The sequence below is a fragment of the Croceicoccus sp. Ery15 genome, from assembly GCF_020985305.1.
Classification (GTDB): domain Bacteria; phylum Pseudomonadota; class Alphaproteobacteria; order Sphingomonadales; family Sphingomonadaceae; genus Croceicoccus.
Window position 1 is genome coordinate 2,978,144 of the sequence record NZ_CP087588.1, and the last position, 11,535, is coordinate 2,989,678.

The following is an 11,535-nucleotide window of genomic DNA, read 5'->3' on the forward strand; positions in this document are numbered from 1 at the left end:
GATTTCCCGGGCGGGCGATCCGGCCATCCGGTCCCCTCTCTCTTCCATGTCGATACCACGCTTCGGCGTCCTGACCGATACAACGCGTGCATCCCCATGGGGTTTCGGCCCCGCTAATCCTCTTTTTCGGCTTTCGCCATGCTGAATCGTGCGCCTGTGCGGCATTTCATGGCAAGATTCGCCTTTTCTACGCCTTGACGAAACGGGCGATCCGGCCCATCGCCGCCGCAAATATTTCGCACCTGCAAACCCGCGCTTGCGAGCCGTTCTTAACTGGCTTTTGCGCGGTCAGATCTGAAGGGAAAGGTCACCCATGACTTCTATCGGCAAGGACACGCTTGGCACCCGCTCGACGATGAGCGTCGGGGGCAAGGAATATGCTTTCTACTCGCTGGCCAAGGCAGCGGAAAAGCTGGGCGATGTGTCGAAGCTGCCCTTCTCGCTGAAGGTGCTGCTGGAAAACATGCTGCGGTTCGAGGATGACGGATTTACCGTGTCCGCCGACGACGCCAAGGCCATCGTTGACTGGCAAAAGAACCCCAAGGCGCCGCACCCCGAAATCCAGTATCGCCCCGCACGCGTGCTGTTGCAGGATTTCACCGGCGTTCCCTGCGTCGTCGATCTGGCCGCGATGCGCGATGCGATTGCGAAGCTGGGCGGCGATACGCAAAAGATCAATCCGCAGGTTCCCGTCAACCTCGTCATCGACCACTCGGTCATGGTCGACGAATTCGGCCACCCCAAGGCATTCGAAAAGAACGTCGAGCTGGAATATCAGCGCAATGCCGAGCGTTACGACTTCCTGAAGTGGGGCGCGAAGAGCCTCGACAATTTCTACGCCGTGCCCCCGGGCACCGGCATCTGCCACCAGGTAAACCTGGAGCACATCGGCAAGGGCGTGTGGACGTCGAAGGACCCGTCGGGCGCGGACATCGCCTATCCCGACACCTGCGTCGGCACCGATTCGCACACCACCATGATCAACGGCCTTGGCGTTTTGGGCTGGGGCGTCGGCGGGATCGAGGCAGAGGCCGCGATGCTGGGTCAGCCCGTTTCGATGCTGATCCCCGAAGTCGTCGGCTTCAAGCTGACCGGCGAGATGGCCGAGGGCATCACCGCGACCGACCTTGTGCTGACCTGCGTGCAGATGCTGCGTGAAAAGGGCGTGGTGGGCCGCTTCGTCGAATTCTACGGCGAAGGCACGGCCAAGCTGTCGCTGGCCGACCGCGCCACCATCGCCAATATGGCGCCCGAATATGGCGCAACCTGCGGCTTCTTCGGCATCGACGACAAGACGCTCGACTACATGCGCCTTACCGGCCGTGACGAAGACGCGATTGCGCTGGTCGAGGCATACGCCAAGGAACAGGGCCTCTGGTTCGATCCCTCCAACCCCGAGCCGATCTTCACCGACACGCTCGAACTCGACATGGGTTCGGTTGTCCCCTCGCTGGCCGGTCCGAAGCGTCCGCAGGATAAGGTCGCGCTCGACAAGGTGGACGAGCTGTTCAACACCGACCTTGAAAAGCTGTATAAAAAGGCTTCGGCCCAGCGGGTTGCAGTCGACAGCAAGGACCATGACATCGGCGACGGCGACGTGGTGATCGCCGCGATCACCAGCTGCACCAACACCTCGAATCCGTCGGTTCTGGTCGCTGCCGGTCTGGTCGCCAAGAAGGCGCACGAAAAGGGCCTGACCCCCAAGCCGTGGGTGAAGACCTCGCTTGCACCCGGGTCGCAGGTCGTGACCGACTATCTGGTGAAGGCCGGCCTGCAGGACCACCTCGACGCGATCGGCTTCGATCTCGTCGGCTATGGCTGCACCACCTGCATCGGCAACTCGGGCCCGCTGGCAGAGCCGATCTCGAAGGCGATCAACGGCAATGACATCGTTGCTGCCTCGGTCCTGTCGGGCAACCGCAACTTCGAAGGCCGCGTGTCGCCCGACGTGCGCGCCAACTTCCTCGCATCGCCGCCGCTCGTCGTCGCCTATGCGCTGAAGGGCACCGTGACCGAAGACATCACCGAAACGCCGATCGGCACCGGTTCGGACGGCAGCGAAGTCTATCTCAAGGACATCTGGCCGACCAATTCGGAAGTCGCCGACGTCATGGCCGGTGCGATCAGCCGCGACATGTTCCAGGCCCGCTATGCCGACGTGTACAAGGGTGACGAGCACTGGCAGGCCATCGACGTGACGGGTTCGGAAACGTACCAGTGGCGCGCCGGTTCGACCTATGTCGCCAACCCCCCGTATTTCGAGGGGATGAGCATGACCCCCGCGCCGGTGACCGACATCATCGACGCCAAGCCGCTGGCCATTCTGGGCGATTCGGTCACCACCGACCACATTTCGCCCGCCGGTTCGATCAAGGAAGACAGCCCGGCGGGCCGTTACCTGAAAGAGCATCAGGTCGCGAAGGCGGACTTCAACTCCTACGGCTCGCGCCGCGGCAACCATGAAGTGATGATGCGCGGCACCTTTGCCAATATCCGCATCAAGAACGAAATGGTCCCCGGCGTCGAAGGCGGCGAAACCGTCTATAATGGCGAGCAGATGGCGATCTATGACGCCGCTATGAAGCACAAGGCCGACGGCACCCCGTTGGTCGTGATCGGCGGCAAGGAATATGGCACCGGTTCGTCGCGCGACTGGGCAGCGAAGGGCACTATCCTCTTGGGCGTTCGCGCCGTGCTGGTCGAAAGCTTTGAGCGTATCCACCGTTCCAACCTTGTCGGCATGGGCGTGTTGCCCCTGCAGTTCAAGGCGGGCGACACGCGCGAGACGCTGGGCCTGACGGGTGACGACAGCTTCACGATCGAAGGTCTGGGCAGCCTGAGCCCGAGCCAGGACATCACGGTAAAGGTGACCCGCAAGGACGGTTCCACCTTCAGCTTCGACGTGCTGTGCCGCATCGATACCGCGAACGAGATGGAATATTACCGCAACGGCGGCATCCTCCATTACGTTCTGCGCAAGCTGGCTGCCGACTGAGCCTGACGGTTCGGCGGAACGAAAAAGGGGCGGCTCTCTTGCGAGGGCTGCCCCTTTTCTTCTGGCCCTTTTCTTTCGGCCCTTTTCTTTCGGCCCTTTTCCTTTGGCCTCTTTGCCTTGGCCTTATGTGTCAGCCACCCAACGCGATGCCATAGCGCGCCTTGACGGCAGCCAGTTCGCCTTGCGCGCCTTCGATTGCCTTGGCGACACAGGCCTGTTCCTCGCTTGACGGAGCGGCGGAATTGTCGGCCCGCACACAGACCTTGCGGGCGGCGCGGCGGATCTGGCGCTGTAAATTCGCGATGCTGTCGCTGCTCGCGAAATCCTCGTCAGTAACTTTGACGCGCACGGTGCGCGTATCGGTTTCCTGCGCCATGGCGGGGGCAGTCAGAGCGGCCGATGCGCCAAGCGCAAGGGCAAATGCTGCAATTCGCATGATGATCCTTCCTCGTGTGTCGAGCGCTTTGCGGCTCTTGTCGAAGGGAAGGATAGGCTGCGCATGATACGCATGCTTCTGCGGATCGACGGAATTGCCAGCCGGTTCTGCCAATCGCCAACTGGCCCGACGAAGCGCGCAAACGCCCCGCCGAACGACCGTCAATCGTCGAACAAGCCGCCCGGCGCAGTGCCCTGTTGCGGCGGGACCAGCCCCAGATGCTGCCAGCCGCGATCGTTCAGGCAGCGTCCCCGCGCCGTTCGGGCGACAAGGCCAAGCTGGATCAGATAGGGCTCGATCACTTCCTCGATCGTGTCGCGCGGTTCGGACAGGCCCGCGGCCAGCGTCTCGACGCCCACCGGTCCGCCCTTGTAGATATCGGCGATCATGTGGAGATAGCGCCGGTCCTGCGCGTCGAGGCCGAGCGAATCGACCTCCAGCCTTGTTAGCGCATCATCGGCCAGCCGGTCGGTAATGGTCGGCGCGCCCGCGACATCGGCGAAATCGCGCACGCGGCGCAGCAGGCGGCCCGATACGCGGGGTGTGCCGCGCGAACGCCGCGCAATCTCGCGCGCGCCGCCGGGATCGATCCCGATATTGAGCAGCCGCGCCCCGCGCGACACGACGCTCTCCAGTTCCTCTACGGTGTAGAAATTCAGCCGCACCGGAATGCCGAAACGGTCGCGCAGCGGCGTCGTCAGCAGACCCTGCCGTGTGGTCGCGCCGACCAGCGTGAAGGGCGGCAGGTCGATCCGCACGCTGCGCGCCGCCGGACCCTCACCGATAATCAGGTCGAGCGCGCGATCCTCCATCGCGGGATAGAGCACTTCCTCGACCACGGGGTTCAGGCGGTGAATCTCGTCGATGAAAAGAACGTCGCCTTCTTCCAGATTGGTCAGCAGCGCGGCCAGATCGCCCGATTTGGCGATCACGGGCCCGCTGGTGGCGCGAAACCCCACGCCCAGTTCGCGCGCGACGATCTGCGCCAAAGTCGTCTTGCCAAGGCCGGGAGGGCCGAAGAACAGCACATGGTCCATCGCCTCGCCGCGCGACTTTGCCGCTTCGATAAAAACGCGCAGGTTTTCGCGTGCGGCTTGCTGGCCGACGAATTCCTCAAGCGTCTTGGGACGCAGCGCCGCATCCGGATCGTCAGGCTGCCGCTCGGGCGAATGGAGGGGGACGGGGTCGGTCATCAGAACGGGTTCAGCGTATAGCCCTGCTGCTGCAGCAAAGCATGGGCAGTCATTGCCGACAGCGCCATTTCGACGCCAGGGAGCAATTCTTCCCTTGCGATGTTCATTGCGGCGGCGCTTTGCCCGCACAAGATTACGCGTACGCCCTTTTCCACCAGTGCGGAGACGATGGCGGCATTGGCGCTCTCCGTCCCGTTCTTACGTTTGGCATAGGCATCCGATGTCAGCACATCGACACCCGCGCCGCCATGGACGACGACCGCCAGCCGGATGCTCCCTTCCGGAACGCCGCTGCGCACATGCATGTTATAGAACCGCGCCAGCGATACCAAACCGCGATTGGCCTGACCGTCGGGCGCAGCCTCGGTCAGGTCGAAGGCAACGTTGAACTCCGTCCCGTCGGGTATCGGCATGTCGCTCTCCACCTCGGCGACGGGACCGAAGGGAAAGACGGGGCCGGGGGTCATGCCTGCGGGCAAATCCTGCGCGGCGGCAGGCATGGCGATGGCTAGCAGCGGCAATAGCAACAGATTTCGCATACAGGGCTCCTAGCTCGCCGCCTTTTTCAATGCCGCGCGGATCAGTGCGCTTTCGCTGGCATCCGGCCCCAGTTCGCCCTGCGCTTCGGCCACGGCCTTGGCAGCGATGGCGGGCTTGAATCCCAGATTTTCCAGTGCCGACACCGCATCGGCGCTGTTCCCGCCGACAGGTGCGGCGACCATGCCGCCCGCCCCGGCCACGACCGGCATGCCGCCTGCCTTTTCCTTCAACTCGTTCACGATGCGGCCTGCCAGTTTCGGCCCCACGCCGTTCGCCCGCGCGACCATCGCGGCGTCTCCGCCCGCGCAGGCCTGCTGCAACTCCTCGGTCGAAAGCGCCGACAAAATCGCCAGCGCCACTTTCGACCCCACGCCCTGCACGCCATGCAGCAGGCGGAACCAGTCCCGCTCTGCCCCCTTGGCAAAGCCGATCAGGCGCATGTCGTTCTCGCTTACCTGCAGGTCGGTATAGACCGTGCAGATTTCGCCCTTTTCGCCCAGCGCCGATAGGGTGCGTGCCGAACAATGGACCAGATAGCCCACCCCGCCCACGTCGATGACGGCCCAATCCGTGCCGGTTTCGTCCAGCCTGCCTGCAAGTTTGGCGATCATGCTTGCTGCCTAGCGTTGTTTCCGCTTTGTTTCGAGGGGGGAACCGATTCAACCCACAAGCCTTCTGTAAACGGGCCTTCTGTTCACAGACCCTGTTTTCACTGGCCCAATCCTCACAGTCAGGGCGAAAGGATGGCGACATGGCAGGCGGATGGTCGCGCGATGGCGCGGTGCAGGACCAGATCGACGATACGGTAAAGGATGCGGTCGCGGGGGCGCGGGCGCGCATGCCGGCGGGCGAAGGGCTGGAATATTGCGAGGAATGCGGCGAGCGTATTCCCGACAAGCGGCGCGCGGCATTGCCTGGTGTGCGCACCTGCGTACCCTGCCAGACGCAGACAGACCGCACTATCCGCCACAGCGCGATCAACCGGCGCGGCAGCAAGGACAGCCAACTGCGCTGATTGGCAAGCGCCGTGGATTGAAACTAAAACGCCCTTGTCAGATGCGCATGCGCAATCGCGACGGCGAGAGCGTCGGCGGCGTCCGATCCGGCGATGGCAACGCCGGGAAGCAGCACTTTCAGCATCGCCTGAACCTGATTCTTGTCGGCGCCGCCCGTGCCGACGACCGACTTTTTCACGACCTTGGCGGAATGTTCGTGAACGGCAAGACCGGCCGTGCCGCAGGCCGCCAGAACCGCGCCGCGCGCATGGGCCAGTTTCAGCGTCGATTGCGGGTTCTTGTTGACGAACACTTCTTCGGCGGCGGCGACATCGGGGCAATGAACCCTGATCACCTCGGCCAGCGCCTGCTGCAATGCGGCAAGGCGAAACGACATCTCTTCCCTGCTGCTGGTCGGCACCTGCCCGTTGGCGATATGGCTGAGGCGCGATCCCGTTTTGCGGATCACGCCCCAGCCGGTGCAGGTCAGCGAAGGGTCGAGGCCCAAGACGATCATCGGCGCCCCGTCATGCAAGGATCAGGAAACAGGGGCGGTCAGGCCCCGATCTTCTCCATGATCTCGTCCGACACTTCGTAATTGCCCCAGACGGTCTGCACGTCGTCGTCGTCGTCCAGCGCGTCGACCAGCTTGAACAATGTGCCCGCGCTATCCTCGTCCACTTCGACGGTGATGTTGGGCTTCCATGCCAGCTTGACGTTCTCGGCCTCGCCCAGAACCTTTTCGAGGGCGCCCGCCACTTCGTGCAGCGCTTCCATCTGGGTCCAGATGGTGTGGCCGTCCTCGCTCGATTCGACATCGTCGGCACCAGCCTCGATCGCGGCTTCCAGCACCTTTTCCTCGTCACCGGCAGAGGCGGGATATTCGATCAGGCCCAGCCGTTCGAAGCCGTGGGCGACTGCGCCCGCGGTGCCCAGATTGCCGCCATTCTTGCTGAACGCGGTGCGTACGTTGGTGGCGGTGCGGTTGCGATTGTCGGTCAGCGCCTCGACGATCAGGGCCACGCCGCCCGGGCCATAGCCCTCATAGCGGATTTCCTCGTAATCGTCGCCTTCGTTCGCCGATGCCTTGTCGATGGCGCGCTGGATATTGTCCTTGGGCATCGACTGGGCCTTGGCGTTGTTCACGGCAAGGCGCAGGCGCGGGTTCATGTCGGGATCGGGTGCGCCCATCTTGGCAGCGACGGTGATCTCGCGCGACAGTTTCGAGAACATGGCAGAGCGCTTTTTATCCTGCGCGCCCTTGCGATGCATGATGTTTTTGAATTTGGAATGGCCGGCCATTGCCGTTCTCGTCCTCGGGTCGTTTTGTCGGTAAGGCGCGCCCTTACAGCAGGGGAGAGGGGCAGGGCAAGCGCGGCGGTTCGCAGGATAGGGGCACCCTGCCGCGGTTGACAAAGGTGACATGTCCCGCGCGGCCTGTCACCCGTTGCCAAGACGCGGTTTCATGCGGCTTTGCGGCCCATTGGTTGACAGCTTGGCGGATCCGGGAGAATTCACGGATGGAAAGAGCGTTTCCGGCCTGCGATGGCGGATTTTCCGCATGTAGGAAAATAAAGGCGCGATAAGGCAGGGGTTCCGGTTGCATGACCATCGGCAAGATCGACCATATCAATATCAGCACGACCGACCTTGCCGCGACGGTGGCGTTTTTCCGCGATATGCTGGGCCTGATCCCGACCGATCCGCCGGGCATGGACCCTGCGCTGAACAGCTGGATGGTGAACGAAGCGGGCGAGGCGCTGGTCCATATCAACACGCGCGAGCACGAGCGCGAGGCAGGGCCGATCAACCATGTCGCCTTTGCCTGCACCGGCTATGACGACTATCTCGCCCGCCTGAAGGGCGCGGGATACGAAGTGGCCGAAAGCGACCGCTGGGACGTCGCGAAACTGCGCCAGATTTTCGTATTCGGTCCGGAAGGGTCGAGGATCGAACTGAACTTTCGGGAGCCGCCCGCGAATTAGTTCGCAGAACTGATCCGCCAAAGGCGGCAACCGGCTGACGATCCCGAGGGTCCCTTGGCCGAAGCGGACCGTTTGACGTCATCGCCAAAGCCGTCTCCGGACCACTCCCTAAAGCAGCGTCTGCCACCAGCTGACATCGCGCCAGTCTTCCAGTTTCCAGCCGACTTCGCGGTAGATGCCGATCTGTTCGAACCCGAAAGAACGGTGCAGCGCGATGCTGGGGTCGTTGGGCAGGGAAATTCCCGCAAAGGCGGCGTGATAGCGTTCCTTCAGCATGGGCATCAGCGCGGAATAGAGCGCGGTGCCGACACCGCGCCGCGCCATGGTGGGATCGACATAGACCGCTACGTCGCAGGACGAGCTATAGGCGTCGCGCGTGCGGTGGGGGCTGCCATAGGCATAGCCGATCACTGCCATACCGCGCACCGCGACCAGCCAGCCATAGGTGCCGCCATAGGCGTTGATCCGCTTCAGCATCTCGCCCGCCGAAGGCGGCTCGGTTTCAAAGCTGATCCATGTATCGGTGACGAACGGGGCGTAGATCGCGGCGCAGGCGGCGGCATCGTCTGCCCGCGCGCGCCTGATGCGGAAATCGGTCAAGCTGCTATCAGTCCAGAATAACGGCAGTGCCCGACACGCTGACCATCAGCATGGAGCCGTTCTGGCCCAGCACTTCGTAATCGATGTCGACGCCGATCACTCCGTTGCCGCCCAGCGACAAAGCCTCTTGCCGCATTTCAGCGAGGGCTTCCTTGCGCGCGCGGGCCAGCACTTCCTCGTACTTGCCCGAACGCCCGCCGACCAGATCGGTGATCGAGGCGAAGATGTCGCGGAACAGGTTCGCGCCGACGATCACCTCGCCCGTAACAATGCCCAGATAGTCGCGCACCGTGCGCCCTTCGACCACGGCGGTGGTGGTTACCAGCATGCCGCCGCCATCGCCGCGATTGCTCCAGGGATTTGCCATCGTTCCGGTCTCCTCTTCCAACGGTCGCACCGGTTACTAGCCTGTCGCATGAATGTGACAAGCCACCGGCCCGACCAGAGGAAATGTGCCAGCGATCAGCCGATGCCCAGAGCCGCCTTATAGGTTTCGAGGATCAGCTCCATCTCGCGGCGGTCGTCGGCGTTCATCTTACGCAGGCGGACGATCTGGCGCATGATCTTGACGTCATAGCCCACGGCCTTGGCTTCGGCGTAAACGTCGCGGATGTCGTCGGCGATGCCCTTCTTCTCTTCTTCAAGGCGCTCGACGCGTTCGATCAGAAGGCGCAGGCGATCGTCGGTGGTTTCGGCTTCGGCCATCGGTCAGCTCCGGTGAGAATCGGTTGGGAGAATCGTAAAGAGCGGGCCTGATAGGCAGGGCGGCGCGCGGGGTGAAGATGCGCGCCCGCGAAAATTGTGCCGCGCGTGGATAAGTGGCGCATCAGGATGTGTATCAGGGCAGGGCGCTGCGCACCTTGTTGAGGGCAAGGCTGCTTTCCATCCGGTCCAGCTGTTCCTGTGTGGCGGGGGTCTGGTGGTTGGCCTTCCACTCTTCCATCGGCATGCCGTGGATCAGTTCGCGCGCCGCTGCCTTGTCGCCGGGAAAGCCCGCGTCCTGTATCCAGTCGGCCAGGCAATTGCGGCAGAACCCTGCCAGCCCCATCAATTCGATATTCTGCGCATCGTGGCGATGGCGCAAATGGCGGACCAGCCGGCGGAAGGCGGCGGCGGCAACACCGTCGGGCAGCAGGTCAAGCTGGTCAGGATGCGGGTTATCGGACATGAAATTCACTCCAGTTTCGCAATTCGCGTGCATCAGGCGGTATCATGGCTTGCGCCTGACCCGCATGGGCCATTAGGTGCAGGCTGAACCCGTCCTCCCATAGCAATATTCGGGCAATCGACCTTGGCCAAAATCGAACCGCGCGACCGTAAGGTCAAGATCCTCGCCACGCTGGGCCCTGCCAGCGCCAATCCCGACATGATCGCCCGCCTGCACAAGGCGGGTGCCGATGCGTTCCGCATCAATATGAGCCATGCGGACCACGAAACGCATGCCAAGACCTTTGCCGCGATCCGCGAGTACGAGGCGAAAGTGGGGCAGCCCATCGGCATTCTGTGCGATCTGCAGGGCCCCAAGCTGCGCGTCGGCAAGTTTGATGGCGGGCGCGCGGTGATCCCGCATGGCCGCCATTTCACGCTGGACCGCAATCCCGAACCGGGTGACGAGACGCGCGTGCAATTGCCGCATCCCGAATTGTTCGGTCTGCTGCAAAAGGGGCAGCGCCTTCTGCTCGACGATGGCAAGCTGCGGCTGCGCGTGATCCGCGCGGACGAGAACGAGATTCTGTGCAGCGCCGAAGTGGGCGGGGTGATTTCCGACCGCAAGGGCGTGAATATTCCCGATGCCGAAGTGCCGATCCCCGCGCTGACCGACAAGGACCGCCGCGATCTGGCGTTCGCGATCGAACAAAAGGCTGACTGGATCGGTCTGTCCTTCGTTCAGCGGCCCGAGGATCTGGCCGAGGCTCGCCGCCTGATGGGCGGCTATGGCGCGCTGATGGCCAAGATCGAAAAACCGCTGGCCGTGCGCCATCTGGACGAGATTCTGGAGATGTCGGACGGGCTGATGGTCGCCCGCGGCGATCTGGGCGTAGAGCTTAATCCCGAAGAAGTGCCCCCGCTGCAAAAGCGGATCGTCCAGCAGGCGCGCAAGGCGGGCAAGCCTGTCGTGGTGGCGACGCAAATGCTGGAATCCATGATCGAGAGCCCCGCGCCGACCCGCGCGGAAGTATCGGACGTCGCCAATGCGGTTTACGACGGGGCCGATGCGGTCATGCTGTCGGCCGAAACCGCCGCGGGCCAGTGGCCCGAGGAAGCCGTCACCATCATGCACCGCATTGCGGGGCAGGTGGAACGCGATCCCGGCTATGACGAACGTATCTCGCTGGGCAAGGTCGAACCCGATGCGACCACCTCGGACGCCTTGGCAGAGGCTTGTGCGTCGATTGCCCGTGCATTGAAGATTTCGGCGATCAGCGTGTTCACCTCGTCGGGATCGTCGGCCCGCCGCGTGGCGCGCGAGAGGCCGCGCGTGCCGCTGCTGGTGCTGACCCCGTCGCTGGTTACCGCGCGGCGCGTGGCATTGCTGTGGGGCGCGCATGCGGTGCGGACCAAGGATATCGGCAGTTTCGAAGAAATGATCGCCAAGGGCAAGCGCATGGCGCTGCGCCACGGTTTCGGCAGCGCGGGGGCAAAGCTGGTCGTGCTGGCGGGTGTGCCGTTCGGCAAGCCGGGGGCGACCAACCTGCTGCATGTGGTGACATTGCAGGGCGACGAGCTGGCGAAGCACAAGCAGGAAGGCGCGGCTTCTTGACGCGGGCTGGCGTGGGCCGCAATGCGCGGC

At 63.4% G+C, this 11,535-nt stretch carries 14 protein-coding genes; 4 read left to right on the forward strand and 10 right to left on the reverse strand.

What is annotated here, in order from left to right:
- The first annotated feature begins 313 nt into the window (after positions 1-313).
- A complete protein-coding gene (gene acnA, locus LOZ77_RS14620; RefSeq protein ID WP_230279726.1) occupies positions 314-2,995 on the forward strand; it encodes an aconitate hydratase AcnA in 2,682 nt (893 codons plus the stop codon).
- Positions 2,996-3,125: 130 nt separating this feature from the next.
- Here the strand turns inward: acnA and LOZ77_RS14625 are convergent, their stop codons facing one another.
- The 4 genes from LOZ77_RS14625 to ruvA all read right to left on the reverse strand — a co-directional run bounded on the left by LOZ77_RS14625 (position 3,126) and on the right by ruvA (position 5,775).
- Entirely contained in the window at positions 3,126-3,431 is a 306-nt protein-coding gene (locus LOZ77_RS14625; RefSeq protein ID WP_230279727.1) for a UrcA family protein, read from the reverse strand.
- Between the two features lie 161 nt (positions 3,432-3,592).
- A complete protein-coding gene (ruvB, locus tag LOZ77_RS14630) occupies positions 3,593-4,624 on the reverse strand; it encodes a Holliday junction branch migration DNA helicase RuvB (protein WP_230279728.1) in 1,032 nt (343 codons plus the stop codon).
- On the reverse strand, positions 4,624-5,163 hold the full coding sequence (locus tag LOZ77_RS14635; protein WP_230279729.1) for a DsrE family protein: 540 nt from the start codon (positions 5,161-5,163) through the stop codon (positions 4,624-4,626). Before LOZ77_RS14635 ends, ruvB begins: the two co-directional genes overlap by 1 nt.
- 9 nt (positions 5,164-5,172) lie before the next feature.
- Positions 5,173-5,775: a Holliday junction branch migration protein RuvA gene (gene ruvA / locus LOZ77_RS14640; RefSeq protein ID WP_230279730.1), complete on the reverse strand. Its 603-nt coding sequence runs from the start codon at positions 5,773-5,775 to the stop codon at positions 5,173-5,175.
- A 140-nt stretch (positions 5,776-5,915) separates the two neighbouring features.
- Here ruvA and LOZ77_RS14645 point away from each other — a divergent pair, with 140 nt between their 5' ends.
- A complete protein-coding gene (locus tag LOZ77_RS14645; protein ID WP_230279731.1) occupies positions 5,916-6,179 on the forward strand; it encodes a DksA/TraR family C4-type zinc finger protein in 264 nt (87 codons plus the stop codon).
- A gap of 23 nt (positions 6,180-6,202) precedes the next feature.
- Here the strand turns inward: LOZ77_RS14645 and ruvC are convergent, their stop codons facing one another.
- Positions 6,203-6,676, reverse strand: a complete 474-nt coding sequence (ruvC, locus tag LOZ77_RS14650) for a crossover junction endodeoxyribonuclease RuvC (RefSeq protein ID WP_230279732.1) — start codon at positions 6,674-6,676, stop codon at positions 6,203-6,205.
- Positions 6,677-6,714: 38 nt separating this feature from the next.
- Positions 6,715-7,461, reverse strand: a complete 747-nt coding sequence (locus LOZ77_RS14655; RefSeq protein WP_230279733.1) for a YebC/PmpR family DNA-binding transcriptional regulator — start codon at positions 7,459-7,461, stop codon at positions 6,715-6,717.
- Positions 7,462-7,763: 302 nt separating this feature from the next.
- Here LOZ77_RS14655 and LOZ77_RS14660 point away from each other — a divergent pair, with 302 nt between their 5' ends.
- Positions 7,764-8,144 carry a VOC family protein gene (locus tag LOZ77_RS14660; protein WP_230279734.1) on the forward strand — a complete coding sequence of 127 codons (381 nt, stop codon included), beginning with the start codon at positions 7,764-7,766 and terminating at the stop codon, positions 8,142-8,144.
- Positions 8,145-8,252: 108 nt separating this feature from the next.
- Here LOZ77_RS14660 and LOZ77_RS14665 read toward each other — a convergent pair whose 3' ends face one another.
- The 4 genes from LOZ77_RS14665 to LOZ77_RS14680 all read right to left on the reverse strand — a co-directional run bounded on the left by LOZ77_RS14665 (position 8,253) and on the right by LOZ77_RS14680 (position 9,912).
- The gene (locus tag LOZ77_RS14665; RefSeq protein ID WP_230279735.1) at positions 8,253-8,744 is read right to left on the reverse strand and encodes a GNAT family N-acetyltransferase; all 492 of its coding nucleotides are present in this window, start codon (positions 8,742-8,744) and stop codon (positions 8,253-8,255) included.
- 7 nt (positions 8,745-8,751) lie between these two features.
- Positions 8,752-9,072, reverse strand: coding sequence for a heavy metal-binding domain-containing protein (locus tag LOZ77_RS14670; protein WP_230281890.1), 321 nt, complete (start codon positions 9,070-9,072; stop codon positions 8,752-8,754).
- Positions 9,073-9,206: 134 nt separating this feature from the next.
- A complete protein-coding gene (locus tag LOZ77_RS14675; protein WP_230279736.1) occupies positions 9,207-9,449 on the reverse strand; it encodes a DUF2312 domain-containing protein in 243 nt (80 codons plus the stop codon).
- Positions 9,450-9,582: 133 nt separating this feature from the next.
- Entirely contained in the window at positions 9,583-9,912 is a 330-nt protein-coding gene (locus tag LOZ77_RS14680) for a DUF1244 domain-containing protein (RefSeq protein WP_230279737.1), read from the reverse strand.
- Between the two features lie 123 nt (positions 9,913-10,035).
- Between LOZ77_RS14680 and pyk the strand changes: the two genes are divergently transcribed.
- Positions 10,036-11,505, forward strand: a complete 1,470-nt coding sequence (gene pyk, locus LOZ77_RS14685) for a pyruvate kinase (RefSeq protein ID WP_230279738.1) — start codon at positions 10,036-10,038, stop codon at positions 11,503-11,505.
- The last annotated feature ends 30 nt before the right edge of the window (positions 11,506-11,535 follow it).

Bases quoted from the DNA above. Each gene is read 5' to 3' on its own strand.
- LOZ77_RS14675 (WP_230279736.1), bottom strand. From the start codon at position 9,449: ATGGCCGAAGCCGAAACCACCGACGATCGCCTGCGCCTTCTGATCGAA.
- LOZ77_RS14660 (WP_230279734.1), top strand. From the start codon at position 7,764: ATGACCATCGGCAAGATCGACCATATCAATATCAGCACGACCGACCTT.
- ruvA (WP_230279730.1), bottom strand. From the start codon at position 5,775: ATGATCGCCAAACTTGCAGGCAGGCTGGACGAAACCGGCACGGATTGG.
- LOZ77_RS14635 (WP_230279729.1), bottom strand. From the start codon at position 5,163: ATGCGAAATCTGTTGCTATTGCCGCTGCTAGCCATCGCCATGCCTGCC.
- ruvC (WP_230279732.1), bottom strand. From the start codon at position 6,676: ATGATCGTCTTGGGCCTCGACCCTTCGCTGACCTGCACCGGCTGGGGC.
- LOZ77_RS14625 (WP_230279727.1), bottom strand. From the start codon at position 3,431: ATGCGAATTGCAGCATTTGCCCTTGCGCTTGGCGCATCGGCCGCTCTG.
- LOZ77_RS14645 (WP_230279731.1), top strand. From the start codon at position 5,916: ATGGCAGGCGGATGGTCGCGCGATGGCGCGGTGCAGGACCAGATCGAC.
- LOZ77_RS14670 (WP_230281890.1), bottom strand. From the start codon at position 9,072: ATGCTGGTAACCACCACCGCCGTGGTCGAAGGGCGCACGGTGCGCGAC.
- LOZ77_RS14680 (WP_230279737.1), bottom strand. From the start codon at position 9,912: ATGTCCGATAACCCGCATCCTGACCAGCTTGACCTGCTGCCCGACGGT.
- ruvB (WP_230279728.1), bottom strand. From the start codon at position 4,624: ATGACCGACCCCGTCCCCCTCCATTCGCCCGAGCGGCAGCCTGACGAT.
- acnA (WP_230279726.1), top strand. From the start codon at position 314: ATGACTTCTATCGGCAAGGACACGCTTGGCACCCGCTCGACGATGAGC.
- LOZ77_RS14655 (WP_230279733.1), bottom strand. From the start codon at position 7,461: ATGGCCGGCCATTCCAAATTCAAAAACATCATGCATCGCAAGGGCGCG.